Source organism: Candidatus Mycolicibacterium alkanivorans (assembly GCF_022760805.1).
GTDB lineage: Bacteria > Actinomycetota > Actinomycetes > Mycobacteriales > Mycobacteriaceae > Mycobacterium > Mycobacterium alkanivorans.
The window spans coordinates 65,646-90,191 of the sequence record NZ_JAIVFL010000001.1; the positions used below are offsets into that span (position 1 = coordinate 65,646).

At 67.8% G+C, this 24,546-nt stretch carries 26 protein-coding genes; 12 read left to right on the plus strand and 14 right to left on the minus strand.

Annotation, left to right across the window (positions count from 1 at the left end; genetic code table 11):
- Positions 1 to 26: 26 nt before the first annotated feature.
- On the minus strand, positions 27 to 1,301 hold the full coding sequence (locus K9U37_RS00385; RefSeq protein ID WP_443627153.1) for a L,D-transpeptidase: 1,275 nt from the start codon (positions 1,299 to 1,301) through the stop codon (positions 27 to 29).
- Between the two features lie 242 nt (positions 1,302 to 1,543).
- Between K9U37_RS00385 and K9U37_RS00390 the strand changes: the two genes are divergently transcribed.
- Positions 1,544 to 2,695 carry a PE-PPE domain-containing protein gene (locus tag K9U37_RS00390; RefSeq protein WP_243070020.1) on the plus strand — a complete coding sequence of 384 codons (1,152 nt, stop codon included), beginning with the start codon at positions 1,544 to 1,546 and terminating at the stop codon, positions 2,693 to 2,695.
- A gap of 3 nt (positions 2,696 to 2,698) precedes the next feature.
- On the opposite strand, the gene K9U37_RS00395 is transcribed toward K9U37_RS00390, so the two are convergent.
- Positions 2,699 to 3,955, minus strand: a complete 1,257-nt coding sequence (locus K9U37_RS00395) for a L,D-transpeptidase (RefSeq protein WP_243070021.1) — start codon at positions 3,953 to 3,955, stop codon at positions 2,699 to 2,701.
- Between the two features lie 143 nt (positions 3,956 to 4,098).
- Here K9U37_RS00395 and K9U37_RS00400 point away from each other — a divergent pair, with 143 nt between their 5' ends.
- Positions 4,099 to 4,947: an NYN domain-containing protein gene (locus K9U37_RS00400; RefSeq protein WP_243070022.1), complete on the plus strand. Its 849-nt coding sequence runs from the start codon at positions 4,099 to 4,101 to the stop codon at positions 4,945 to 4,947.
- 154 nt (positions 4,948 to 5,101) lie between these two features.
- On the opposite strand, the gene K9U37_RS00405 is transcribed toward K9U37_RS00400, so the two are convergent.
- The gene (locus K9U37_RS00405) at positions 5,102 to 5,638 is read right to left on the minus strand and encodes a class I SAM-dependent methyltransferase (RefSeq protein ID WP_243070023.1); all 537 of its coding nucleotides are present in this window, start codon (positions 5,636 to 5,638) and stop codon (positions 5,102 to 5,104) included.
- Positions 5,639 to 6,224: 586 nt separating this feature from the next.
- Here K9U37_RS00405 and K9U37_RS00410 point away from each other — a divergent pair.
- Together K9U37_RS00410 and K9U37_RS00415 are read left to right on the plus strand one after the other, a co-directional pair.
- On the plus strand, positions 6,225 to 7,511 hold the full coding sequence (locus tag K9U37_RS00410; RefSeq protein WP_243070024.1) for a DEAD/DEAH box helicase: 1,287 nt from the start codon (positions 6,225 to 6,227) through the stop codon (positions 7,509 to 7,511).
- Between the two features lie 78 nt (positions 7,512 to 7,589).
- Positions 7,590 to 7,793 carry a cold-shock protein gene (locus tag K9U37_RS00415; RefSeq protein ID WP_243070025.1) on the plus strand — a complete coding sequence of 68 codons (204 nt, stop codon included), beginning with the start codon at positions 7,590 to 7,592 and terminating at the stop codon, positions 7,791 to 7,793.
- 60 nt (positions 7,794 to 7,853) lie between these two features.
- Here K9U37_RS00415 and K9U37_RS00420 read toward each other — a convergent pair whose 3' ends face one another.
- The 6 genes from K9U37_RS00420 to K9U37_RS00445 form a co-directional block, all read right to left on the minus strand.
- On the minus strand, positions 7,854 to 8,324 hold the full coding sequence (locus K9U37_RS00420) for a DUF5994 family protein (protein WP_243070026.1): 471 nt from the start codon (positions 8,322 to 8,324) through the stop codon (positions 7,854 to 7,856).
- 163 nt (positions 8,325 to 8,487) lie between these two features.
- Positions 8,488 to 9,291 (minus strand): transglutaminase-like domain-containing protein, encoded by an 804-nt coding sequence (locus K9U37_RS00425; protein WP_243070027.1) that lies wholly within the window; start codon positions 9,289 to 9,291, stop codon positions 8,488 to 8,490.
- 25 nt (positions 9,292 to 9,316) lie between these two features.
- Positions 9,317 to 10,795, minus strand: coding sequence for a glycoside hydrolase family 130 protein (locus K9U37_RS00430; protein WP_243070028.1), 1,479 nt, complete (start codon positions 10,793 to 10,795; stop codon positions 9,317 to 9,319).
- Positions 10,792 to 11,772 (minus strand): glycosyltransferase, encoded by a 981-nt coding sequence (locus K9U37_RS00435; protein ID WP_243073156.1) that lies wholly within the window; start codon positions 11,770 to 11,772, stop codon positions 10,792 to 10,794. The genes K9U37_RS00430 and K9U37_RS00435 overlap by 4 nt, the downstream gene beginning before the upstream one ends.
- A 41-nt stretch (positions 11,773 to 11,813) precedes the next feature.
- A complete protein-coding gene (locus tag K9U37_RS00440) occupies positions 11,814 to 12,953 on the minus strand; it encodes a glycosyltransferase (protein ID WP_243070029.1) in 1,140 nt (379 codons plus the stop codon).
- A gap of 154 nt (positions 12,954 to 13,107) precedes the next feature.
- Positions 13,108 to 13,905, minus strand: coding sequence for a GAF and ANTAR domain-containing protein (locus tag K9U37_RS00445; protein ID WP_243070030.1), 798 nt, complete (start codon positions 13,903 to 13,905; stop codon positions 13,108 to 13,110).
- A gap of 179 nt (positions 13,906 to 14,084) precedes the next feature.
- Between K9U37_RS00445 and K9U37_RS19920 the strand changes: the two genes are divergently transcribed.
- The gene (locus K9U37_RS19920) at positions 14,085 to 14,213 is read left to right on the plus strand and encodes a hypothetical protein (RefSeq protein WP_272887998.1); all 129 of its coding nucleotides are present in this window, start codon (positions 14,085 to 14,087) and stop codon (positions 14,211 to 14,213) included.
- Positions 14,214 to 14,288: 75 nt separating this feature from the next.
- Here the strand turns inward: K9U37_RS19920 and K9U37_RS00450 are convergent, their stop codons facing one another.
- The 3 genes from K9U37_RS00450 to K9U37_RS00460 are packed head-to-tail and all read right to left on the minus strand — an operon-like array spanning position 14,289 to position 16,573.
- Positions 14,289 to 15,527, minus strand: coding sequence for an NADH-ubiquinone oxidoreductase-F iron-sulfur binding region domain-containing protein (locus K9U37_RS00450; protein WP_243070031.1), 1,239 nt, complete (start codon positions 15,525 to 15,527; stop codon positions 14,289 to 14,291).
- 8 nt (positions 15,528 to 15,535) lie between these two features.
- Complete coding sequence (locus tag K9U37_RS00455) at positions 15,536 to 16,078, minus strand: ferric reductase-like transmembrane domain-containing protein (protein WP_243070032.1); 543 nt, start codon at positions 16,076 to 16,078, stop codon at positions 15,536 to 15,538.
- A gap of 3 nt (positions 16,079 to 16,081) precedes the next feature.
- On the minus strand, positions 16,082 to 16,573 hold the full coding sequence (locus K9U37_RS00460) for a hypothetical protein (protein WP_243070033.1): 492 nt from the start codon (positions 16,571 to 16,573) through the stop codon (positions 16,082 to 16,084).
- A gap of 129 nt (positions 16,574 to 16,702) precedes the next feature.
- Between K9U37_RS00460 and K9U37_RS00465 the strand changes: the two genes are divergently transcribed.
- From K9U37_RS00465 to K9U37_RS00495, 7 genes are all read left to right on the plus strand, one after another.
- Positions 16,703 to 17,161, plus strand: a complete 459-nt coding sequence (locus K9U37_RS00465; RefSeq protein WP_243070034.1) for a DUF5709 domain-containing protein — start codon at positions 16,703 to 16,705, stop codon at positions 17,159 to 17,161.
- Between the two features lie 193 nt (positions 17,162 to 17,354).
- Complete coding sequence (locus K9U37_RS00470; protein ID WP_243073157.1) at positions 17,355 to 18,497, plus strand: fatty acid desaturase family protein; 1,143 nt, start codon at positions 17,355 to 17,357, stop codon at positions 18,495 to 18,497.
- Between the two features lie 157 nt (positions 18,498 to 18,654).
- Positions 18,655 to 19,512 carry an alpha/beta fold hydrolase gene (locus K9U37_RS00475; protein ID WP_243070035.1) on the plus strand — a complete coding sequence of 286 codons (858 nt, stop codon included), beginning with the start codon at positions 18,655 to 18,657 and terminating at the stop codon, positions 19,510 to 19,512.
- Position 19,513: 1 nt separating this feature from the next.
- The gene (locus tag K9U37_RS00480) at positions 19,514 to 21,265 is read left to right on the plus strand and encodes a fatty acid CoA ligase family protein (protein ID WP_243070036.1); all 1,752 of its coding nucleotides are present in this window, start codon (positions 19,514 to 19,516) and stop codon (positions 21,263 to 21,265) included.
- 118 nt (positions 21,266 to 21,383) lie between these two features.
- Positions 21,384 to 21,956: a Uma2 family endonuclease gene (locus tag K9U37_RS00485; RefSeq protein WP_243070037.1), complete on the plus strand. Its 573-nt coding sequence runs from the start codon at positions 21,384 to 21,386 to the stop codon at positions 21,954 to 21,956.
- Between the two features lie 126 nt (positions 21,957 to 22,082).
- The gene (locus tag K9U37_RS00490; RefSeq protein WP_243070038.1) at positions 22,083 to 22,268 is read left to right on the plus strand and encodes a hypothetical protein; all 186 of its coding nucleotides are present in this window, start codon (positions 22,083 to 22,085) and stop codon (positions 22,266 to 22,268) included.
- Between the two features lie 274 nt (positions 22,269 to 22,542).
- Positions 22,543 to 23,028, plus strand: coding sequence for a hypothetical protein (locus K9U37_RS00495; protein WP_243070039.1), 486 nt, complete (start codon positions 22,543 to 22,545; stop codon positions 23,026 to 23,028).
- 187 nt (positions 23,029 to 23,215) lie between these two features.
- On the opposite strand, the gene K9U37_RS00500 is transcribed toward K9U37_RS00495, so the two are convergent.
- Both K9U37_RS00500 and K9U37_RS00505 read right to left on the minus strand, forming a co-directional pair.
- Positions 23,216 to 24,136, minus strand: a complete 921-nt coding sequence (locus tag K9U37_RS00500; protein WP_243070040.1) for a hypothetical protein — start codon at positions 24,134 to 24,136, stop codon at positions 23,216 to 23,218.
- 184 nt (positions 24,137 to 24,320) lie between these two features.
- The gene (locus tag K9U37_RS00505) at positions 24,321 to 24,545 is read right to left on the minus strand and encodes a nucleoside triphosphate pyrophosphohydrolase family protein (RefSeq protein WP_243070041.1); all 225 of its coding nucleotides are present in this window, start codon (positions 24,543 to 24,545) and stop codon (positions 24,321 to 24,323) included.
- Between the last annotated feature and the right edge of the window lies 1 nt (position 24,546).

Below are 24,546 nucleotides of genomic sequence, written 5' to 3' on the forward strand. Positions count from 1 at the left end.
GCGTCAGTCAGGACGGGCGAGCAACCCTACGGCTTGGGCGTCAGTGCGCTGCCCTCGAGCCACTTGTCCCACGGAACGGTCCAGTCGCCGTTCTGCCACGGCTGCAGCGACGGGCCGCCGGTGTGGCGCACCTCCACGACGTCGCCCGGCTGCGAGAACCTGAAAAACCACGCGGCGTTCTCGCCGTTGAGGTTCAAGCAGCCGTGCGAGGTGTTCGTGTTGCCCTGCGCCCAGACGGTCTCGTTGAGCTGATGCAGGTAGATCCCGTCGGTGCTGATCCGGGTGGCGTGCGGGATCTTCAGCTTGTAGCCCATCGACGAGGAGACCGGCAGACCGTAGGTGGACGAGTCCATCGTCACCACGTCGGCCTTGTCGATCACCGTGTACACCCCGGGCGGCGTCCAGAACGAGAACGTCCGTCCCGCAATGGTTTCGGTGCCACCGCGGCCCATCGACGTCGGCATGCTGCGCACCAGCTTGCCGTTGTCGAAGACGTTCACCGTCTTGGTGATGTCGTCGGCGATCGAGATGTGCGCAGCACCGATCCTCAGCGTCGCCTTCTCGTTCTCCTGGCCGTAGAGCCCGTCACCGAGTCGCACCCCGAAGATGTTGGCCGCCACCGTCACCGTGGTGCCCGGCGCGTAGTACTTCTCCGGACGCCAGTGCGCGGTCGCATCGTCGAGCCAATACCACGACCCCTGCATCGGCGGGTTGGTCCTGACGACGAGCTGACGCTCGGCCGCGGCCTTGTCGGCGATCGGCGCGTCGAAGCGCGCCGCGATGATCGTGCCGATGCCGTAGCGCCGATCCTCGTGGATCGGCAGTCCGCCCGGCGTCTCCAGGTAGACCGCGGTCACGTTGTTCGGTGTCGCGGTCGCAAACGACGTGGTCCGGGCCAGCGGAATTCCGCTGGTGCCGCGGCTGGCGACCTGCATGGTGTAGCTGCGCCCATACTTCAGCGGTTCGGTCGGCTGCCATAACCTGCCGTCCGGCGAGATCGCACCGGCAACGGCATTGCCGTAGTCGTCCTGCAAGGTGACGTTGGTCAGCGTGCCGTCGAGAACCGCGGCGGTCACCCGGGTGAGCGGGCTGAGCTCCGCTGCGCCGTTCGCCGGGGCAACACCCAGCACCGGCGGCGTGGGCGCCGCCGGAGCCAGCTCGGCCGCGGCGCTGGCGGTGGCCGTCTTGCAACCGCCCACGCAGCCGGGCAGCCCGGCGACGTCGCTACCCAGGATCCCCAGGAGCAACACCGCCGCGACCAGGCCAGTCGTGCGGACACGACGGGGAAGACTCACCGAAATTCGCTCCAGAACTGGTCGACGATTGTGTTGCCGGCGTCACCATTGACGCCTGAATCATAGACGGAATCCGGGGTCGGATGTCACCCGATGGCGGCCGCCCCGCCGCCGACCGACAGCAAACTCACGTCACTTAGCGGGGCCCAACTTTCTGCCGCGTCAGCGGCGCCCGTCGGTGCACGTCCCGGCCCAGTGGTGCGGTAGCTTTCGGGGCAACTTGGTCGATGCCCAGGAGGTCGGGTGCAATGAGAACGCGTACCGTCACCGCTGTCGTCGCGGCGGCAACGGCGTCGGTGGTCGGTGTGTCGTCGGCGGCGCCGCAGGCGCGTGCGGCAGTGGTCACCCCGGGCAGCGCCACCAACTGGGACGCCACCGGCATCGACAAGTTCTACGGCCTGGACTGGAACACCATGCCGGGGCCCACCGTCGCCGGCCCCGGCGTCTACGGCCCGACCGCCGTCGCGACGTTTCACCTGCTCCAGGACTACATCCAGGTGGCGGCCATCGACCAGGCGCTCAAGACCAACCCTGTGCCGAACGGCGTCGTCAGCTCCGGCCGTGGTGCGGGCAACGCCAGCGCCCTGATCAGCCAGTACGCCATGAACGGCGATCCGACGCTGCAGAACACCAACTGGCTGCTGGACAACAACATCGACCGGCCCAACGGCGGCTACGCCTCGCGCTACCCCGCCTGGTCGATCGTCAACGTCAACCCGCTGCCGACGCCGACCGACACCGGCGCGCCGATCATCGACGTCGGCTACGAGTACGCGTGGAACTCCGACGTCCCGGCCTACGCGCTTAACCTCGTCGCCCTGCTGAACTCGATCACCGAGTACGCCTACCGCTACCGCAAGCAGGACGTCACCACACTGCCGGCCCCGCTGCTGAGCCCCGATGGCAAGACTGTCAACTTCGACGCCCCGCCCGGCCACTACATCGTCGAGACCGACAGCACCTACACCTTCGAACCGCTCTCGCCGGGCAACACCACGATCTACGTGACCTACAAGTCGAAGGACCTGGCGATGCTGCGGCCGCTGCGCGACGTCGGCGGCGCGGTCGGCAACCTCGTCGCCGACGCCGTCGAGCCGGTGCTGACGGTGATCGTCAACGCCGGCTACCCCGACAACAACCCGGTCAGCCCACCCGAGGTGTACACACCGTTCTCGCTGCTGCCGCCGCCGAAGGTCGTCGGCACTGCGCTGCACCAGATCCCGGGCGCCGTCCAGCAGGGCGTCGAGAACGTCAAGCGGGACCTCGGCATCGGCGGCGACAGGTCCACCCGGCCGTCGAGCGCGGCCAAGGCCGCCACGGCGTCGACCGCCGGTCGGGTCAGGGCCGAGTCGCAGGCCGCCAAGGGTTCCAGCGGCACCGGGCACACCAGGCGCGACTGAAAGCTAGTGCAGCGCACTGCCTTTGAGCCAGTCACTCCACGACAGTGTCCAGTCCCCGTTCTGCCAGACCGGCAGCGGCGGACCGCCGGTGTTGCGGACCTCGACGACATCGCCGGGCCTCGAAAAGCCGTAGAACCATGCCGCGTTCTCACCGTTGAGGTTCAGGCACCCGTGTGAGGTGTCGGTGTTGCCCTGCGCCCACACGGTGGCGTTCAGTTGATGCAGGTAGATGCCGTCGGGGCTGATGCGAGTGGCATACGGGATGGTCTCCCGATAGCCCAGCCGCGAGTTGATCGGCAGGCCGTAGGTCGAGGAGTCCATGATCACCGGGTTCGCCTTGTCCATCACGGTGTAGACGCCGGGCGGGGTCCAGAACGACAGGGTCTGCCCGCCGATGGTCTCGGTGCCGCCGCGGCCCATGGACGTCGGCATGGTGCGCACCAGCTTGCCGTTGTCGAAGACGCTGACCTGCTTGGTGGTGTCGTCGGCGACCGAGACATGGGCGTCGCCGATGGTGAACGTCGCGGTGCTGTCCTCCTGGCCGTAGAGGCCGTTACCGAGCGGGACTCCGTAGATGTCGGCCTTCACCGTCACCGAAGTGCCTGGCGCATAGTACTTTTCGGGTCGCCAGTGCGCGTTCTGGTCGTCCATCCAGTACCAGGAGCCCGTGACCGGCGGGGTGGTGGTGACCCGGAACCGTCGCTCGGCGGCGGCCCGGTCGGCGATGGGCTCGTCGAAGTGTGCGACGACGATGGCGCCGATGCCGAGCGTCGCGCCGTCCAGCGGCTGGCCGCCCGGGGCGGTCAGGTAGACCTCGGTCTGTTTGCCGGGGACCAGGGTCTGGAAGGTCGAGGTCGCCGTGGACGGCACACCGCCGGGCCCGCGGGCGTCGACGGTCAGGGTGTAGGTGCGCCCGTAGCCCAGCGCGATGGTGGGTTTCCAGGTCTTGAAATCCGGGGTGACCACGCCCGGCACGAACCTGCCGGCGTCGTTGACCATCGTGACGTGGGTGAGCATGCCGGTATGCGCGACGGCGGTGATCGCTGCCAGCGGGTCGACGTCGGTGGCCCCGTCGGCGGGGCTGACGGCGACGACCGCGGGATCCTTCGACGGCGCGGGTTGCGGCACCCGCGCGGCGGCCTCGGTACGGCATTGCTCCGGGCAGTGCGGCGCCGTGGAGATCACCACGCCGCCCAGGACGGCCAGCACCGCCAACACTGCGGCCAGGTACGCCCCGCGCGCACGACGACTCAAAGACACCGGATCACTCCACAAAGGTCGGCCATTCTCGCCGCGACACCCACCCGAACGGATGAGGCCCCTGAATCATAGACGGATCGAGTGACCGAATCGTTCTGCGCAAATGCGCGTGCTTCGTCACAAGATGGACAAGACTTCAGCACATGACCGAACCCGGTATGACCCGTGTCGCGGTGTATCTGGACTTCGACAACATCGTGATCTCGCGTTACGACCAGGTCAACGGACGCAACTCTTTTCAACGCGACAAGGCCAAAGGTCTCGAGGCGGCAAAGCTGGCCCGGGCGCGGGTGGACGTCGGCGCGGTGCTCGACTTCGCGTCGTCGTTCGGGACGGTGGTCCTGACGCGCGCGTATGCCGACTGGTCGGCCGACGTCAACGCCGAGTACCAGGAGCAGCTGGTCGGTCGCGCGGTCGACCTGGTGCAGCTGTTCCCGGTGGCGGCCTACGGCAAGAACGCCGCCGACATCCGGCTGGCCGTCGACGCCGTGGAGGACATGTTCCGGCTGCCCGACCTCACCCATGTGGTGATCGTGGCCGGCGACTCCGACTACATCCCGCTGGCGCAGCGCTGCAAGCGGCTGGGCCGCTACGTGGTGGGCATCGGGGTGGCCGGGTCCTCGAGCCGATCGCTGGCGGCGGCGTGCGACGAGTTCGTCATCTACGACGCGCTGCCCGGCGTGCCGGTGTTCGAGCCGCCCCGCGAGGCGGAGAAGCCGAGCACCAAGAGCACCAAGTCCCCCGAGCCCGAGCCACCCGACACGCAGGCCGCCGCGACGGCACTGCTGAAGCGGGCGCTGCAGATCGGCCTGGAGAAGGACGACGTCGAGTGGCTGCACAACTCGACGGTCAAGGCCCAGATGAAGCGGATGGACCCGTCGTTCTCGGAGAAGTCGTTGGGGTTCAAGTCCTTCAGCGACTTCCTGCGGTCACGGGCCGACCTGGTCGAGCTCGACGAGAGCTCGACCACGCGGATGGTGAAGCTGCGCTAGGCGGCGGCGAAGGACCAGTTGCGCATCGGCGACGTCGCCGACAAAGTGGATCTGCCGGAGTATGCAATCTAGGCAACATCGTCCGGCGCCCACTGTGGGGGTTGTGCAGGAATTTCGCGGCTTTCCCCTGCATAGGGCCCACGCTCGGCGGGGATCAGCTCACGGCGCGGGCCAGCAGCCAGGCCTCGCCGTCGCCCTCCCCCGCGGCCAGCTGCTCGAGGGCCGCGAACGCCTGCGGCAGTTCGCCGGCGCTCACGCGGAACGGCCCGGGTCGGGCCCCGACTTCACTGAGCGCGCTGATTGCCAGCAACCCGCCCGGAGCCAACCGCTCGACGATGGCGCGGTCCAACCTGCGGTCGCGAAACTTGTGGCAAACGATGACATCTGCGGGTGGCCCAGCCGGCAGTCCCTCGTCGAGGTCGGCAACCTCGAAGCGGCACCGGCCGCCAATCCCGTTGGAGGCGGCCAATTCCCGGGCCCGCTCGATCGCCACCGGCGACACGTCGACACCGACAACGTCCAGCCCGCGCAACGCCAGCCACACCGACACACCGCCCTGCCCGCACGCCAGATCGATCGCATGACCTGAAGTCGGGAACGGGTGGTCGGCGGACACCACGGGTGGCCCGACCTGGGCAGGCCCGCGGTCGGCATAGCGCTCGTCCCAGCGCACACGATCGGTCTCGGCCACGCTCTCACCGTAGTGACCGAAATTGTCTGCCGCACCGTTGCCGCTGGACAGGGCGCGTAGAGTGGTACTCGAACCGCCTAATAGTCAGCGGAGATCGTGGACACACGCTTTGATGTGGTGATCCGGTCCCTTCAGGGGCCGCCCACGGTCGATCTTCCAACAAAGGACCCTCTTTGAACCTCTTTTCCCACCCGGTGGAAACCGAGCCGACCTCACCGAAGGACGCGGACTCGGCGCCCGTGGAGAACCCGGTGTTCTCCGACCGCGAAGCGAACCGTCAGCCGAAAAACACTGGCGGACAATAGAATTCGGACGCCGGCCGGGGCCCTCCGTTGTCGCTGTGTGAAATCGGAGATCGACGTGCTATGCTTCGTGCAACGTTGACGTCCCAAAAGAGCCGCCAACACGTCGTGGAACACCTTCACTTCACCGGCCACCCGGGCCGAGTTCAGTTGATTAAGTGCCCCCGAAGCACAGAGTCTCGCGGCGATCGATTTTGCCCACCGGCAATCTCGCCAACTTTGTGTTGACCTGCGCCTGACGATCCCGTCGCGAGGACCGGCACACCTGATGCCTGAAAGGCACCATGAACCCCGATAAGACCTTCGCCGACCTCGGCGTGCCCGCACCACTGGTGCGCGTGCTCACCGACGGCGGCATCACCCATCCATTCCCGATCCAGATCTCGACCCTGCCCGACACCCTGGCTGGACGCGACGTGCTGGGCCGGGGCAAGACCGGCAGCGGCAAGACGCTGGCGTTCTCGATTCCCCTGATCAGCAGGCTGGCCAACAGCACGCGGCGCCCGTCACGGCCCGCCGGTCTGGTGCTGGCCCCCACCCGGGAGCTGGCCACCCAGATCACCGCGGCCCTCGCGCCGCTGGCCGAGGCCTACGGCCTGAAGGTCACCACCATCTTCGGTGGCGTCCCGCAGCTCAAGCAGGTCCGGGCACTGAAAGCCGGTGCCGACATCGTGGTGGCCTGCCCCGGCCGCCTCGAGGACCTCATGCGCCAGAAGCTGATCACCCTCGACGGCGTCGAGATCACCGTGATCGACGAGGCCGACCACATGGCGGACCTCGGCTTCCTGCCCGGCGTGACGCGCATCCTGGCGGCCACGCCCGCCGGTGGGCAGCGCCTGCTGTTCTCCGCGACGCTGGACAACGGTGTCGACAAGTTGGTCAAGCGGTTCCTGCGCAACGAGGTGTCACACGCCGTCGATTCCGACACCTCCCCGGTGGACGCGATGACCCATCACGTGTTCCACGTCGCCGGTGTCGAGGCCAAGAACCAGCTGGTACACACGTTGGCTTCGGGTACCGGGCGCCGCATCCTGTTCCTGCGCACCAAGCACCATGCCCGCAAGCTGGCCAAGCAGCTCAATCAGGCCGGTATTCCGTCGGTGGACCTGCACGGCAACCTTTCCCAGCCTGCTCGTGACCGCAACCTGGCGGCGTTCACCGCGGGCACGGCGCGGGTCCTGGTGGCCACCGACATCGCCGCGCGCGGTGTGCACGTCGACGACGTCGAGCTGGTGGTGCACATCGACCCCCCTGCCGAGCACAAGGCCTACTTGCACCGCTCCGGACGCACCGCACGCGCGGGCCGGGCCGGTGACGTCGTCACCGTGGTGTTACCCGAGCAGCGCCGCGATACCCAGGCGCTGCTGCGCCGGGCCGGCATCAGCGCCACGCCGCAACAGGTTTCAGCCGACTCCGAGTCGGTGCGGGCTTTGGTCGGCGAGGTGGCGCCGTATCAGGCGCCGGTCGCCGCACCCGTCACTCCCCCACCCGCAGCGCGCCCCCGCTCGGGCCCGGCCCGCAGCGGCCGCCCGCGGTCGCGCCGGCCTCGCTCCAGGGTTGGAGCGAAATAGATTTCGCGCTGGCGGTCCCGCCGGGCGAACACTGGATGTCGCAAGCAGGCATCCAACTCAATGAAAGAAGAAAGATAGATGGCGCAGGGAACTGTGAAATGGTTCAACGGCGAAAAGGGCTTCGGCTTCATCGCTCCTGACAGTGGCGAGCAGGATCTGTTCGTACACTACTCCGAGATCCAGGGCAACGGCTTCCGTTCGCTCGAGGAGAATCAGCGCGTTCAGTTCGAGGTTGGCCAGGGCCCCAAGGGTCCCCAGGCTACTCAGGTGTCCGCGGTCTGATCGGACCCCAGACCAACCAAGGGCTGGCACGGCAATGCCGTGCCAGCCCTTGGCATTTGGTCAGCTGGTGCGGGCGGTGTCAGCGGCACTCTGCGCCGCGGCGGCTTTGACCAGCCGATCGGCCGCCTGGTATTCCGCGCTGTCCTGATCCGCGACGGATACCGACATGTCGGCGGCGCGCCGCAGCACCATCATGCCGAGCTGCGGCGTGGTCATGTGCGGGATGACGAGCAGTCGCGCGCTGGCGAGCTTGCCGACTACCACCATGATGCGCTGCCGACTGTCGTTCCAGCGCATCTTGAGCAAGGCGGCCGAGGACTGGGTGACCATCAGCGGCGCACCGGACGTCGCCGACCAGTTGATGGTGATGTCGACGATCTCACCCAGCGGCGTGTGCAGAACGTCGATCAGTTCGGGCAGTTCACCGGCCAGCGATCCGGTGCGTGGCCACCACGCTCCGTCGATATCCCCGCCCAGCGGGGTACTGAGGGTCAGGCGAACCGGGCTGGCAGTGCGTCGCGGTGCGCGCATCCCGTTCACGGGAACGCCGGTTCGGCCGCATGGTGGTCCATCAGGCAATTCCTCACGAACAGCCCGCTACTTCGCAACGGATCTAGTCTGAGATTACACCCCGCGACTCGAAGTGCTTTCGGGCGACAGCGGATAGACGCAGTTTTCGGGGCGGTATGCGCCCTCAGCCGATGGACACCAGGTGGTCGATCGAGTCCCTGGGCAGATCGCCGTCCACGATCGCCGAGACCTCCAACCGGTTCAGTGCGATCGCCCCCTTGTGGTTGTCCAGAAAGGCGACATCGGCCGCATCCCGGCCGGTCGCGATGCGGACCAGGCTCTGCCGGGGCGCCAGCAGAGTCCCGTCGACGACACGCCACTGCCCGTCGACGTAGGCCTCGGCAACAGCGTGGAAATCCATCGGATACAGGCCCGGCGCATACACCGACACGACCCGTGCGGGCACGTTGACCGCACGCAGCAGCGCGACCACCAGGTGCGCGAAGTCGCGGCACACCCCGGCGCCGGCCAGCAGCGTGTCCACCGCCCCGTCGAGCGGGTCGCTGGAGCCGGGCACGTAGTTCAACCGGGTGCCCACCCACAGCGACACCCTCTCCAGCAGCGCCGCCGAATCGAGGTAGTTGCCGAATTCCGTTGCGGCGAAACCGAAGAACTTGTCGGACTCCGCGTAGCGGCTGGGCCGCAGGTACATCGACAGGTCGTATTCGGTCACCGGAGCCGGGTCGGTCCGTCCCACGATCGTCGCGGCGTAGTCGACAACCAGATTCCCCTCCGCGACATCGAGTTTGTGGATGCGGTTGCCGTGCCCGCCGCTGATCTCCAGCGCCGAGACGGCCGACCCGTTCAACACGAACGACAACGCCTCGTAGACCGTGGTGCCCGGATGCGGCGCGACGGCGATCTGGAACTCCAGCGTGGTCGGCGCGATGATCGCGACCTCGAGCCCGGCGGCCACCTGTCGTCTCATGTCGTACATGATCGCTCAGTTTTGCTCAGATACCCAACGCAGTCATCAGCTCCGGCATAGCCACGGTGGCGAAACCGATTGCGCTGTCACCGATGCCGTAGGGCAGCACCAGGGTGTCGGCGTGGACCAGCGCACCGCAGGAGTACACGACGTTGGGGACGTAGCCGTTCTGCTCGTCGCCGGCCGGGCTCAGCAGGGGCTTTCGCAGCCGGCCGATGATCCGGGCCGGATCATCGAGGTCGAGCAACATCGCGCCGATCCGGTAGGTGCGCATCGGCCCGACGCCATGGGTGAGCACCAACCACCCGGCATCGGTCTCGATCGGCGAACCACAGTTGCCCAGCTGCAACACTTCCCAGCTCTCAGCCGGAGACTGGCATTCCTGTGCTTCGGTCCAAACATACGGGTGGTCGGAGAAGGTGATGGCATTCGATTCGCGGTCGGCTCGCGACAGTGCCGCGTAGCGGCCGCCGATGCGGCGTGGGAACAAAGCCAGACCTTTGTTCGCCGCGGCCGGGCCCACCATCGGCGTCGAGGTGAAGGTCCGGAAGTCCGTTGTGGCCAGCAACTGCTGGCTGATGTCCGAGCCGCTGTAGGCGGTGTAGGACGCGTGGAACGTCACCGAGCCGTCGTCATCGACGAAACGGACGAAGCGGGCGTCCTCCATGCCGACCTCCTCGGCGGGCATGGCGGGCCACAGAACGCGCTCGGAAAGCGGCACGCGGGAGTCGAATTCGACGCCGTAACTTCGCTGCGCGATGGCGCGGATCTCGTCGGCGGTCCGCTGCACATGCCCGCGGGTGCTCATGTGGTTCTCGAGGTTGGCCAGTTGCCCGTCGAGGTCGGCCCGGGTGAACTGCTCGCCGAGGGCGGCGAGGACGAATTCGGCTGCCTCGCCGGAGTCGTCGAGCCGGGCCAGTTCGATGCGGAAGACCGCGGGGTCGAGGAGAGCCGGTGTGGTCTCGCCGACGGTGGCGAGCGCGACCGGGCGGTCGATCCTGGGCTGTCCGGCCGCGTCGATGACCCCGGTGCGGAACCCGATGGAGGATCGGTGCCCTTCTCCGATGCCGCGGACGCTCATCACGAACCGCAGGCTGCCGGAGGCCGTTCCGGCCTGGTCGGGATGCGCAACGATGCTCGGGTTGCACAAGGCGGCACCCTCGATCGCAAACTCGCTGGTGAATGTGGCGCCCAGCAACAACATTCGCGGTTCGGACAACTCCGCGCCGGGTCGAAGGCGGTCCGCGAGCTCGAGAGCGTTCCGGCGGAAGGCACAGGACAGTTCGCGGTGTCGGCCGTCGAATCGGGTGATGACGTCGTCCAGGGACACCAGCACCTCGTCTTCGCTCAGGGCCAGGATCCTCGACAACACCGCTGCCGTTCGGGGCTCCTGGTGCTCGAATCCCTCCAGCCCGGGTACGAACAGTCTGGCGATGACGCGGGACGGATCGGCCCGCAGCCGCTGCGAACTCCGTGTCACTACGGGTGCGATCGCCGAGGTCATCTCTGCAGCAGAGATATTCGTTGGGCGTGCTGAAGGGTCGAGATGACGGCCAGCGTGGACTCCGCACCCTGGTTGCGGTTGACCCCGTGCTCGTGCAACCCATCGAAGCCGGCGCCGGTCTCGGGGTCCCACATGCGCTGTCCGAGGTCGTTGACACCTTCGAACCAGGCCGCCGCGGCGCGAACCCCTTCGGGCCACCTCGCGCTGGCGTCCACGGCAGCGGCGCGCGCGCATGCGTCGGCCAGGGCTGCCGCTTCGATCGGCTGCTGGTCGAACGCGGGCCGCGGGTCGCCGGGCCCGCGACCGCCGACCGGAGTGGGCGAAAGGTGGCCACCGTCGGTCTCGATGTCGAGTAGCCAGCCGAGCAGCCCCAGGCCGCGCTGCCACAGTTTGGGTGCCTCCAGCGCCACGCCGGCCGCGATCATCGCCTCGGCGAGCACGGCATTGGCGTAGCTGAGCCGGGGCTCGAGCCACGGCCATTCGGCGGACTGGCCGTTCGACGTCCGTGTCGAGACGGCGTAGTCGCTGATCAGTTTGAGCGCCGCCCGATGATCGGGGTGGGCGGAGAGAACCTCGGCGGCACCCAATGCCGCATACGCCATCGACCGTGGATGCGGCGAGCGCCCCTGCGCGGCACGCTCGAACTGAACCAGCGCCATCTTGCGCACCCAGGTGACCTCACTTCGCGCCACCGCCGTTCCCAGTCCCCAGACGCATCTGCCCCAAGAGTCGTCCAGGCTGGGCTTGTCCGTCCAGACGCCAGTGCTGTCCATCCGATTTCGGCAGGCTCCGGTGAGGGTTTGCGCATCGCCGAGGAACCGCACCGCGATGCCGGCGAGCCGGTTGACGTCCCCGGAGGCTTCGGGCTCCCGGGTGGTGACGACGAGCACGCGGGCCATGTCGTCGGTGCAGTAGCCGTGCTCGGCGCGCGGCTCGACTCCACAGGCGTGCTCGAAGGTGCCGCGGCGATCGGTCATCCGCACCAGGTGGTCGAAGATCGGCGCCGGCGCCCCGTCGTTCACAGCAGTGCCGACCGGGATGCGCAAAGCCGTTGTGCCAGAGCGAGATAGGTGTCGGCGACCACAGGCCAGTCGACACTGGGTGCCAGATGGCGCGCTTCGGCTGCCATGGCTCCGGCCAACCCGGGCTGGGTCAGCACCCGCCGGAGTGCCAATTCCAGCGCATCCGGGTCCTGATGGTTGACCACGATTCCCGCTCCGCTGCTCAGCAGTTCCACCGCGTGCGGGAATGCGGTGGCCACGACCGGGCGACCCTTGGCGATCGCTTCGACCAGCACCCCGGAGGTGACCTGATCGGTCGAGTCGTACGGCAGTACGACGGCCGCGGCGGACTGGATCAACGCTCGCAGGGACTCCGCACCCAGATAGCCGGTCTCGAGGTTCACCGCGTCGGCGACGCCGCGGGACCGGGCCCGCTCGCGCAGCGACTCGCGGTATGCCTCGCCTTGGGCGGCGAGAACTTTGGGGTGGGTGCGGCCCGCCACCACGTATCTGGGGCGGCCGGGCAGGTTCTGCAGCGACGCCATCGCGTCGATGACACGCTCGATGCCCTTGCCGGGGCCGAGCAGTCCCCAGCTCAACAGGGTTGGCCGTCCGGCGCGGCGCACCCGGAAGTCGGTTGCCACGGCGGCACCGTGCGGAATCATCGCCACCTTGCGGCGATCCACGTCGTAACCGGTGCTCAACCGTCCGCTGGCGGCCTCGGACATCACGACGATCTGATCGGCTTCTGCGGCAATCGCTTCCAGTACCCAACGCTGATGTGCCGTGGGCTCTCTCACCACGGTGTGGGCGACCACGATCGTCGGGACGCGAAGCGCCCGCAGGATGTCGACGACTTCGTCGCCGTCGGGGCCGCCGTAGATGCCGTACTCGTGCTGCACGAGCGCCACGTCACACCGGTTCAGCAGCTCCGCGGTGGCCGCTACCGATGCTGCGGAGCCGCTGATCAGCTCGCCGACCACCTCGGTGTCGTCACAGGTCGATCCGTCGGCGATGCGCACCGTGTTGACGGTGGCGCCGCCGGCCCGCAGGCCACGGGACAGCGCGGAGGAGAACGTCGCCAATCCACATCGCGTCGGCGGATGGGTGCTGAGCACCCCGATGGTCGGCGAGCCGGAAAAGCCTCGCCGTGTCACGGGATGTCGCAAAGGGTGTAGTAAGGGTGGGAAAGTCAAGGTGATTCCGCCTGGCGGTTGTCACCGGTGTGCCCGGCCTGAGCGGCTGCTCGGTGAGTTCAGCGGCGGACAGCTGACTCGTCCCGGACTGGCTGGGTTCACCAACACCTTCAGGCTACACCCCGGACCTGGGCGCCGTGCGGGCGCGGGCGCTGCGCACCGCCTCCTCGACGAGGTCGCGGGCCACGTCGGCGAGCTTGCGTTGGTCGGCTTGACTGATGGCCCGCAACTGGGCGAGGGCATCCTCGGCGCTGCGGCCGGTGCGTCCGCGGATGAGGCCGATCGCCTGATCGATGACGGGACGGGTCAGCAGGACCTCCTGCAGGCGGTCGGTCAGGGCGAGGGCCGCCGCGAGAATCCGGGCGTTGTGGACGGCAACGGCGGCCGGCCTGGCGAACAGCTCGCCGAGTTCTGCGGCGTGCCGGTCGAACACATCCTTGCCGAAGGCGTAGGCGGTGATGGCACCGACCACGTCGTCGCCCACCATCAACGGCAGCGCGAGCGCGCTGTGGACACCGAGGCGCCCGGCGCGCGGCCCGAACCGCGGCCACAACTTCTCCCCGCCCAGCGACCCGGACAACACCGTGCGCCGCGTCAGGGCAGCCGTGACGCCCGGGCCCTCGTGCAGGCCGCCGTATTGCAGACGGTCAAGTTCTACGACGAAGCCGGCGCTGACCGCCGACTCCTCGACCATGTCGTCCACCCGATCGGCGCGCAACAGCGCCAACCCGACGCCGTCGGCGCCCGGTATCGCACCGACCGCGAAGGTCGCCACCTCGGCCAGCAGCTCCGGCAGCGGTCGACTGTCGGCGACCAGGTTCGCGATGTCCCGGATTCCGGCCTGCAGATTGGCGTCATCGGCTGTCAGCTGACCGGAGGCCGGCGACTCGTCACCGTCTTGGGGGAATGTCAACACCGCGGACCTGCACTCGCACTCTCGAGGGCCGACGCCCACCACCTGCCGTCAACGAGGTGTCGTCGCCAGCACTGTCACCCCATCCTACTTGGGCTAACGGGCCGGCGGATGAGCATTCGGGCGTACAGTCGCCAAGACAGGGACCGCCAACAGGCCCCCAATGAAAGGGCCCACGCATGTCCGACAAGTCCCCCCGTAAGGCGATGACGAAGAAGTCCGGCAAATCCCTCAAGGAAAAACGGGCCGAGAAGCGGGCCAAGACCGACGGCCACACCGAGACGGTCCTGAACATCAAAGGACGCTGAGCACACCGGCCTCGGTGATCCCAAATAGATTGCGGGTCAACGCTTTCCACTGACATCCACCGTCGATGAGTCACCTCACCCGCGGGGACTCTGCGGACGGGACTCGTGGACAAGGACGTCCGCCGCGGCGCACCTGGCGTGGTGGTGGGCTTCGATGTCGGTGGCGAAGGCGCGCAGCGCGCTGCGGACCAGACGTGCGGTGCCATCGGGATGGCGGCACGCCCCGCGACCGTCGACCAGGCGCACCATTCGCCGGATCTCTTTCACCAGAGGGTCGTTCGCGCGTCCGTAGGCCAGTTCGTCGAGCAGTTCGGCCAGCCGGGGCAAACCCTTCTTGCACGGGCCGCACTGCCGCGCGCCCTCGTCGGCCAGATACCCGACGATCTCGGCGGAACGGACCAGGCCGCACTCGGTTGTGCCCAGCGCGTGGATGATGCCCGCACCCGGAGTGGCCCCGAGGTGCTTGAGCCCGGTGCGCGACAGCTTCGTGCCGCCGAATGTGTTTGCCGGAAGCCATGTTCCGTGATAGCCGCCGACCAGGATGGCGCTGACGTTGCGCGGGTCGGTTCCGCCGTGGTGCGAGATGAGGTCGGTGAGCAGCGTGCCGGTGGGCACCTCGACGACGCCGTGGTGGTCGAACGCCCCGGACAGCGTGACGAGCATGGTGCCCGGATCGTCCTGATCGCCCACCGAGCGGAACCACTCAGCACCGTAGCGGGCGATGAGCGCGACGTGCGCGAGGGTTTCGATGTTGTTGACCAGAGTGGGCCGGCCGCGAACTCCCGACACCGCGGCGATGACAACGCGGTCCCGCGGTAGCGCCGGGCCACCCTCGATGCGGCGGATGGCGGCGGATTCCTCGCCGGCGACGAACTTGTCGGGCGCCTCGACCAAGGTGATGTTGTGGGGGTCCAACCCGGCGGCGCGCCGCTCCTCGAGGGCTTTGGTGGCCGCCGGTACGGCGTCGGGGTGCAGGTAGAGGAAGACCTTGTCCGCGTTGACGGCCGTCGCGACGGCCTCGAGTCCGTCGAGAACCAGTTGCGGGGCGCGTTTGATCAGCAGGGCGTCCTTGCGGCTCAGCGGTTCCCCCTCGGCGGCGTTGCCGACCACGACCGGCTTGGGGCCGCTGACCGCGGCCAGTTTGATCCCCGCCGGGAAGCCGGCACCGCCGCGCCCGGACAGCCCGGCCTCGTCGATGGCCGCGATCAGGCCGGGACCGTCGACGGCCGGCATCAGGCCGAAGCGCTCGTGGTGGTCGGCCAGGGTGCGGCCGTTGGCGGCCAGCAGCCGCGGCATGGTCGGTGCGGTGTTCATCTACTGGCTCACACGCCCGCGTATTCGGTGAAGTTGGCGCGCAGCCGCCACCCGAGGCTGGCGGTCACGATCAGCGCGCAGCAGCCGGCGAACGCCAGGAACCAGATGCGGAACGCATCGGTGCCATTGCCGATGGCGTGGGCCATCGCGATCGGCCACAGCGTGTAGGTGGCCCAGTGGATGACACGAAATGCCTTGAGCCCCAAGCTTTTCCGTAGCATGCTGGTGACAATGATGATGATCAGCAGGTCGAAGGCGACGGTGCCCAGACCCTGCCACAGCGGCCGGTACTTGCCGAGGAACGGAACGACGAAGTCGATGACGCGCAGCTTGGCATATGGGTCCATGAACAGCAGGCCCATGTGCAGCCCGACCAGCAGTACGGCCGCCAGGGCCACGAAGCGGTGCACGTCGGCGACGGCGAAGCGGGGCAGCGCCACGAGCGGGCGACCCGAACGGGTGGCGATACCCAGCGACACGGAGATGGTCATGAACGCCAGGGCGACGATGCCGTTGCCGCGACCCAGCGCCCACAGAGCTTCGCTGCTCACCGGTCAAGAACCGCGAGAGATCGTGACGTGCGGCGAGAAGCTGTTGCCGCCCGAGGTCTGGCTGCCGCCGATCGGGACGTGACTCTGCCGGATCGGGAAGGACGACCGGGACTGCGGCGCCTGCTGGACCGGCGCCTGCCGCACCGGGGCCTGCTGGACGGGTGCCTGCGTGTACTTCGGGGTGTAGGTCGGCTCCGGGGTGTACTTGGGCGCGTACGTCTCGACCGGGGCCTGGGTAGCCACCGGCTCCGGTGCGGGCGGCGGGGCGTCGACGGTCGGGGGCGGTACGACGACCGGCGGTGCCGGCGGCAGGTCCACCGGGGTGTCGATCACCGCGGGCTCGACGGCCTCCGGGGCCGGAGCCTCCGCAGCTGGGGGCTTGTAGGTGTCGGCGTAGGCGAGGGCGGACGCGCCGGCCACTCCGGCGACGCCGATCCCGGCCAGCGCCCACGAGGCGACGGCGGCCCGGCGAAATCCGGAACGGCGTGAGGTCATGTAGACGATGGTGGCAACCGATTCTTAAAGCGCTCAAAGAACTCGCTATGGACCCGCTAGGTGGTGACCAAAGACCCCAATCGCGCCTCTGACCGTGGAGTTTGCGCCGCCCCGTGACATTCTGGACTCGTGAGTACCTGGGACGACACCACCATCGAGTCCGGCGAGTACAGCGTCGAGGACAACAACCAGCTGCAGCCGGAGGACACCCTGGTCGACCGCGGGGTCGACGACGTCCTCGACGAGGGCATCTCGCCGCCGGAGCGGCCCTATGCCAAGGCCATCCTGGACCACCCCGGCAAGGAGACGCTCGAGGAACTGCTGGCCGAGGAGGAGCCCGATCCGCTGTCGCGGCTCAACAATGTGCTCGACGAGCTGGAGCGCGAGCGCTCCGACGGTTCCGAGCAGGAATCGGAGTTCCCGGAGTCCGACGAGGTAGGCCGGGCGCGCTCGGGCCGGCTGGTGGCCTCCAACCTGGGGTCCGGCGCCGACGACGACGCCGAGATGTTCGCCTCCGACGTCGGCATCGATGGTGGTGCGGCCTCGGCCGAAGAGGCCGCCATGCACATCATCGGAGACGAAGACTAAGCCTCGACGTGTCGATCGCGGACGTTCAGGTTTAGCCATGACCGGCCGGTAGGCTCGAGATGCTGGCCCACCAGCCGGCCCGAAGCGGGGGTCCCATTGTCGTGCCCCCGCGAGCACCCGCTCACCGTCGGGCACATCCTTCCACACCGTCGCCGCTCAGCCGGACGACGGTCGCATTCGCTCAGGACTCTTCATCGCCATCACAGATGTCGCCCGCTATGCCCACCTCAGCCCGCGGGAGATCGACGCACTCGGTGCCGCGCTCGACTCGATCCGCACCGAGGTCGAGGATTCCCGCGGTGGGCGCGACGCCGCCTACATCCGCAGAACCATCCAGTTCCAGAGGACCCTGGACGCCGTTGCCCGACTGCTGATCTTCGCCACCCGCTCGCGGGCCGGGTGGCTGCTGGGAACAGTCTCGCTGGCCCTGGCCAAGAGCATCGAGAACATGGAGATCAGCCACAACGTCGCTCACGGACAATGGGATTGGATGAACGACCCCGAGATCCACTCGGCCACCTGGGAGTGGGACATGGCCGGGCTGACCTCCCAGTGGCGGTACTCGCACAACTACCGCCACCACGTGTTCACCAACGTTCTCGACGTCGACGACGACCTGGGGTTCGGCATCATGCGGGTGACCCGCGACGTCGCGTGGCGGCCCCGCAATCTGATACAGCCGTTGCGCAACGTGCTGCTGGCCGTGATCTTCGAATGGGGCATCGCCCTGCATGGCCTGCATTCGGAGCACGAGCGTGCGACGAGCACCGCAGAACGGACGGCGCACACACAGGCACTGAGGCGCAAGATCACCCGTCAGGTCATGAAGGACTACGTGGTGATCCCGGCGCTCAACGGATCTCGGTGGCGACGGGCGCTGACCGCCAACGCCGCGGCCAACGTACTGCGCAACCTCTGGGCGTACGCGGTGATCTTCTGCGGGCACTTTCCCGACGGGGCCGAGAAGTTCACCAGCGGTGTCCTGGAGCAGGAGAGCAGGCCCGAGTGGTACCTGCGTCAGATGCTGGGCAGCGCCAACTTCCGGGCCGGACGAGTGCTCGCGTTCCTCAGCGGCAATTTGTGCTATCAGATCGAACACCATCTGTTCCCCGATCTGCCGAGCAACCGCTACGCCCAGATCGCGTCCCGGGTGCAGGCGTTGTGCGCCGCATACGGCCTGCCCTACACCACGGGCCCGCTGCCGCGCCAGTTCTGGCAGGCCCAGCGGACCATCCTGAAATTGGCGCTGCCGGACCGCTTCTTGCGCGCCACCTCTGACGACACCCCCGCAACCGCTTCGGAATTAAGGGGTTACCAGGCGCGGATGGAGTCGTGAGCGTGAGCCGGCCGGTGCGGAGCTGACCAGGACGTCGCGGTGTGCGGGTAAGGACTTCGGCCCCTACCCGCAGGCTCGGTGCCGTGATTGCATCGCCAAACAGGGTCGACCGCCGTGCAGTGCGACGGTGCCGTGATGACCACAGGTGCGGGGGCAGATGGTGCTGGAGAGTTTCGACTTCCGGGGTTTGTCGATCGCCTATGAGCGCACCGGTCAGGGTGAGCCGGTGATCATGCTCCACAACGGTGGCTCCTCGCATGCCATCTGGGATGAAGTGGCGAACAGGCTGGCGGGCAAGTACGAGATCTTCGCCCTGGACCTGCTGGGGTTCGGCAACTCGGCCAAGCCCGGCGCGGGCTACACCTTGGACAACTATGTCGCGATGCTGGAGGACTTCGTCAGCTCACGAGGATGGGAAAAGGTTGCGCTCGTGGGCAACTGCACGGGATCCGCCATCTCGCTGGCGTTCACCGAGCGCCATCCGGAGAAGGTGAAGGCCCTGGTGCTCTGCAACCCGCTCACCGAATCGACCTTCCTGGGTGGCTGGTTGGGACCGTTGCTGTGGTTGCGGGAGCGCATGCCCGGAATCAATCGGCAGGTGTACCGGTTGCTCGGGCACCTGAAGCTCACCAACGGCATCGGCTCGGCCGCCACCCTGTTCCAGCTGGGGCCGCGCGGCCGAGCCCTCAACGTCCATCGCAACCCTGAAATCTGCGGCCCGTACGCGGCCTCCGGCCAGCTGGAGTCGCTGCTCGGGGTGCTCGACGACCTGGAGAATTACTCGGTGATCGACAACCTCGCGCCGCGGCAGGGGTTCCCGCCCATCTGCACCATCTGGGGGCTGAAGAACAAGATCGTCTCGCCTAAAGCGGGACGCCGGCTGAATTCGACCCTCCACCCCGCTCGCCAGGAATGGCTACCCGAGAGCGGCCACCTGCTGATGCTCGAGCAGCCGGATGAGGTCGCCGCGATCATCGACGGGTTCCTGCAGGGCGCCGCGGCGACGCAGGCCTGAGATGGTGCTGTTCGCCGACGACATCTTCAACCTCGCCGACATCGTGTTGCGGGTAGCGCGCGAGGATCCTGAGCGCATCGCGGTCATCGACCTGGACGGCTGGGAGGGCTACGGCACGCGCCGCTACAAACGCCACACCTACGCCGAGCTGTCGGCCGACGTCGAGTCGGTCGCTGTGGGGCTGCGTGAGATGGGCATCGCCGAGCTGACCCGCATCGTGTGCATGTCGCCGCCCAGTTACCAGACCTGCGTGGTGGGCGTGGCCCTCACCCGGGTGGGCGCCTTCTCCATCTGGATCGACCCCGCGGTCGGCTATCGCAACGTCGCAGAGCGGCTCAGCCGCGTGCAGCCGGAGGCGTTCCTGGGCAACGCGCTCGCGCACCTCGGGCGGATCACATTCGGATGGGGTCCTCGCGATCTGCGCAAGCTTGTTCTCACCGAAAGCCCACTCGCGCCGGGTGGCCGAATCATCACCGGGTTTCCGCCCTTCCCCGGCGCGCGATCAATCAGTTCGCTGCGAAAACACGCGCCCGCCGAGCCGCAGCCGCCACAAGTCGGGCCCGACGATCCCTGCGCCGTTCTCTACACCACCGGCAGCACCGGGCCGGCGAAACCGTCGCTGTACTTGCACCGCAACTTCTGTCAGCTGTTCCGCAACGCGCACCACAGCTGGCGCTGGGATCCAGACCACGACGTCCCGGTGGACATGGCCGTCTTCCCCGCGTTCTTGTTCATCCCCATCAGTGCCGGCGGCACCATGGTGGTGCCGCCCATCGACTTTGCCCGGCAGAGCCCGGCCACGGTCGATCCGGCCGCCCTGATCCAGGTCATCAACGATTGCAAGGTCGGGTCGTTTTTCGCCGCGCCGATCCTGATCGAGAACCTGGCCCGGGAAGCGCTCGCGCGGAACCTGACGATGCCCTCGTTGAAACGAGTCATCGGGGCCGGGGCGCCGATCTCTGGCCCGGTGGAAAGAATGCTGCGCGCGGTGATGGCTCCAGACGGAGAGTTGGCCGCGAATTACGGTGCCACCGAGGCCATGCCGTCGACCGAGATCGGTAGTCACGAGCACCTTGACGGCTTGTGGGACCTGACCGAGCAGGGTGCCGGCGTCTGTGTGGGCTACGCGCTGCCGGGCGTCGAACTGAAGATCATCGACATCGTCGACGGTCCCGTCGACGCCATCGAGGAAACCTCGGAGCTGCCCACGGGCCACGTCGGGGAAATCCTGGTGCGGGGCAAGCACGTGAGCCCCGAGTACTACCTCGACCCCGAGGCCACGCGCAAGAACAAAGTGCCTGACCCACAAGGGGATTGGCACCGCTTCGGGGACGTCGGCTACCTCGACGCGCAGGCCAGGCTCTGGGTCTGCGGTCGGGTGTCGCAGCGGGTGAAGGCAGTTGGCGGGAACGTCTTCCCGCTACAAGTCGAGCCGCTCTTCGACGCTCACCCCAAGGTGAGGCGAAGTGGACTGGTGGGCGTGCCCGGACCGGCGGGTGAGCTGCCCGTCCTGTGCGTCGAGGTCGAGCCCGACGTGGGCAAGCATGAACTCGCCGGCTTGCACCAGGAACTCGTTGCCCGGGCGGCAGATTCCGACATGGCGAACACGATCCACGCCATCCTCTTCAAACGCAGGCTGCCGGTGGATCCGCGCCACGACTCCAAGATCGAGCGAGGACAGCTCGCCAAGTGGGCCGCCCGGCAGTTGTCGGGACCCCGCTTCCGCAGCCGGCGCGCGCGCCCTGTCGCCTGACTCGCCTCTCGGCTGTTAATGGCGAGCATCGAGTGTCGGTGGGATCCGCCAGACTCGGATGCGGCCGCTAGTCCGCGTAGTCTGCAACTACTCGAGTTCCATCGGGAGGAGGTGCGCCGTGTCGGAGCTTGCACACCTGCCACGTGGTTTGCTGACCCTAGAGCAGTGGGATGCGCTTGACCTCGACCGGACACGACGGTGGGAGCTCAGTGAGGGAACACTCATTCTGTCGCCGCGTCCGCACCCCCGGCATCAGCTCATTTCGAGAAGGCTTACCCGCCTACTCGAAGACCACCTGCCGGCTGGGCTCGAGGCGGTTCCGGAGATCGAAGTGACGACGAGCGGGGCCTTTCCGCCGAGTGTTCGTGACCCTGACATCGTTGTGGTTCCAGATCGCGTGTTCGACCAGCTTCCTGCCCGTGTCGCCGCAGCCGATGTTGTGCTTGTCGTCGAGATCGTATCGGCCGGCTCGCGCGGCACGGACCACGTCATGAAGTTGCACGAGTACGCCGAGGCGGGCATCGAGAACTACTGGATCGTCGATCTCGAGGCACCGGCCGACGACCAATTTCTCGCGTATCGGCTCGACGGCGGAAGCTATCGACGGATCCCGGCTCTCGACGGGGACAGGGTCCGTGTGAACGAGCCGACAGCGCTGGAATTCACGTTGGATATGTTGACGCGTCGCTAAACGAAGCGCCGCGAATAGCTAGGCGACCTCGCCGAGAACTCCCTCGGCGGGCACAGGAGCGGTGACGCGCAACGGCCGGACCCGGACCGCGATCGACGACGTGGACCGGACAATCCCGATCGGGCCTTGGCGGGTGAATCGCGCCAAGTTGCTGGCGCGCAGAACAAAATTCGCTTTGGCCTGCCGATATCCGATCCGGACCCCAGCAGCAGTCGCTATCAGAAGGCCGCCGACACCTGGAAGGGCGGCCGCGGCCAGCGCCGCCAAGGAAAGGTGAGCGGCGATCTCTCGGAACGCCTGCCCGAGAAATGACCCGAAAGCCCCCGCTGGGGATGCGACCTTCCGCGGCAAGGAAGCTTGACCCGAAAACCCCAGTGCCGCAACCCCGGCCGTGGCGTCGGGTACGCCGCGACCATCAGCAATGGGAAGGGTCAGAAGAACTCCAGAACTCTGTGACACGCGAGGCGCGACCAACACCGGCGCACCCGCCGCTGATGGGTGCCCGACGGCGTGGGCGCCTGCCGCGGCGTCCACTGGATTCCGGCTGCCGACGCCCATCAGAGCCGGGAGGCTTGGCGGGGATGACGTGACGTCGCCGACCGAACCGACCACCGAGGTGAAGACATCCTGCATGCCGCCGATGACGTCGGATGCCGGCACGCCGACGACGGGAACCGCCGCCACCACCGCGGTGACCGTCGCTCCCAGGCGGTCAAGGGAGGTGGACAGGGTGTTGGAGATCGATCCAGCCGCATTCGGAACCGATCCAGCCGCGTTCGGAACTGAGGCGGGCGCGTTCGGAATCGAGGCAGGCGTGTTCGGAATCGAGGTGGCCGCGTTCGGAATCGAGGTGGCCGCCGCCGTGGGCAGGCCCGCGTTACGCCGGCCGGGGGTGCGTGCGTGGCCCGTGCCTGTCGTGGGACTGCCCGCGATCTCGGACTGCGGCCGGCCTGGTTTCCGGCCCGCACCGAGCGCGCCTGCCGTGTCTCGAACTGCCTGTCGCAAAGTGTCGGTGACACTGGCGGCCGGGCTGTTGTCCTGGTTCGACTCGCGGGCACCCTGGGGGGCGTGAGCAGTGGACCCGCTGGAATCAGGATCGGCGAAGGCAACCGCGCCTCCGGTACTGGCGACGAACAGACCCGCAGACAGCAGGCCGGCGCAGGCCGCTACACGCACATGTGACGCAGGCACGGGCGCCTCCCCCCCGGAAAAGCTCAGCTTCGTCGCCCCCATAAGAAACCGGCGTCGTGACGACCATTCTATAGTCCCCTGTGTGCGGGGACATCGCTCCTCTCGATCGCCTCCGTCACATGGCCGATCGCACCGAAGACTGCGACCGCCACGGCGCCGGCGACGGCACCGACGAAGCCGAGGGCCACCACCCAGCCCAGCCCGGGTCGGGCGCTGTCACCGAGGAACACCACGCCGATGATGCCGGGGACTACCGTCTCACCGACGACGAGGGCGGCGGTGGCCCCGTTCACCGAGCCGAGTTGCAGCGCCACGGTGTGCAGGTAGAAGCCGCCTATCCCGGCGAGGAGGACCGTCCACGACGCTGGGTCGGCCGCCAGAGTCCACGTCTGCAGCGGTTCGAGACCGTCGGCCACCCGAACGGCGATGGCGAGCATGCCGAACAGCACACCCGCGATCAGTCCGGCCATGACCGCGCCGCGCGACCCGAGGACGCGGATGAGTCCAATCCCGCCGAGCAGGATCAGCACCGAGACCGCCAGCACGACCCAGTGCACCAGCCGATCCGGATTCGCGGCGCCGCGCTCACCCGAGCCAAGACCGAGCACCAACAGCGACACGATGACCGCAACGATGGCGATCCAATCCCGGGCGTGCAAGCCGATGCCGAGGACCGCGATACCGAGCACGGCGGTGACGACGAGGTTGGCGCTGATGATCGTCTGCGACAAGAACAGCGGAATCAGCCGGGCCGAGACCGCACTGCCCGCGAAGCCCACGACGTCCAGGACGATGCCGGCGACGAACGCGGCGGTCAGCGCGGCCCCCACGGTCGAGCGCAGCGTCGGGCCGCCGGTCGCGGTGACATGCCCGGTCGCGCCACGGTCCCGGGCCGCGGTCGCCGATCTGCGCGCCCCGTAGGCCTGCAGCACCGAGGAGACCCCGTAGGCGACACACGCCAGCAGCGCCGCCGCGACACCGATGATCATCGCTTGAGGTTAGCGGCCCGTCGTGCCAGAGCTGATCTGCACGCGACGATCCCACTCGACACGCCGACGCAGACACGTTCGTGCGAAAGCTGCGGCTTCTACAGAGTGATGGTCACGTGGTTCCAAGCTCGACTCGTTCAAGCCGCAGTCGCATGGCGAAGCCCCGCCGATCGGCGCGCTTTGCCTATGCGTCTGCGACGATCGCATCGAGTGAAATCCCCTGGCTCCCGGCTAAATCCGCTAGAACCTCGGACACGCCGGCCGCCTCACCGACGACGTCTTGAGTTGACCGGGGCTCGTCGTACAAAGCGGTTCGGTAGCGCTCTTCATCGAGGGTAATGAAGTGGGGCGTCCCGCCCAATCGCGCGATGATTTCGGCAGCCTTGTCCCGTACGAGCTTGCCCGCCACG

What these genes read in the sequence shown, in the direction of transcription:
- K9U37_RS00400 (WP_243070022.1), top strand. Translation starts at nt 4,099, where the DNA reads ATGACCGAACCCGGTATGACCCGTGTCGCGGTGTATCTGGACTTCGAC.
- K9U37_RS00390 (WP_243070020.1), top strand. Translation starts at nt 1,544, where the DNA reads ATGAGAACGCGTACCGTCACCGCTGTCGTCGCGGCGGCAACGGCGTCG.
- K9U37_RS00420 (WP_243070026.1), bottom strand. Translation starts at nt 8,324, where the DNA reads ATGCGCGCACCGCGACGCACTGCCAGCCCGGTTCGCCTGACCCTCAGT.
- K9U37_RS00475 (WP_243070035.1), top strand. Translation starts at nt 18,655, where the DNA reads ATGGTGCTGGAGAGTTTCGACTTCCGGGGTTTGTCGATCGCCTATGAG.
- K9U37_RS00410 (WP_243070024.1), top strand. Translation starts at nt 6,225, where the DNA reads ATGAACCCCGATAAGACCTTCGCCGACCTCGGCGTGCCCGCACCACTG.
- K9U37_RS00500 (WP_243070040.1), bottom strand. Translation starts at nt 24,136, where the DNA reads ATGATCATCGGTGTCGCGGCGGCGCTGCTGGCGTGTGTCGCCTACGGG.
- K9U37_RS00460 (WP_243070033.1), bottom strand. Translation starts at nt 16,573, where the DNA reads ATGACCTCACGCCGTTCCGGATTTCGCCGGGCCGCCGTCGCCTCGTGG.
- K9U37_RS19920 (WP_272887998.1), top strand. Translation starts at nt 14,085, where the DNA reads ATGTCCGACAAGTCCCCCCGTAAGGCGATGACGAAGAAGTCCGGCAAA.
- K9U37_RS00480 (WP_243070036.1), top strand. Translation starts at nt 19,514, where the DNA reads ATGGTGCTGTTCGCCGACGACATCTTCAACCTCGCCGACATCGTGTTG.
- K9U37_RS00435 (WP_243073156.1), bottom strand. Translation starts at nt 11,772, where the DNA reads ATGACCGATCGCCGCGGCACCTTCGAGCACGCCTGTGGAGTCGAGCCG.
- K9U37_RS00430 (WP_243070028.1), bottom strand. Translation starts at nt 10,795, where the DNA reads ATGACCTCGGCGATCGCACCCGTAGTGACACGGAGTTCGCAGCGGCTG.
- K9U37_RS00450 (WP_243070031.1), bottom strand. Translation starts at nt 15,527, where the DNA reads ATGAACACCGCACCGACCATGCCGCGGCTGCTGGCCGCCAACGGCCGC.
- K9U37_RS00425 (WP_243070027.1), bottom strand. Translation starts at nt 9,291, where the DNA reads ATGAGACGACAGGTGGCCGCCGGGCTCGAGGTCGCGATCATCGCGCCG.
- K9U37_RS00415 (WP_243070025.1), top strand. Translation starts at nt 7,590, where the DNA reads ATGGCGCAGGGAACTGTGAAATGGTTCAACGGCGAAAAGGGCTTCGGC.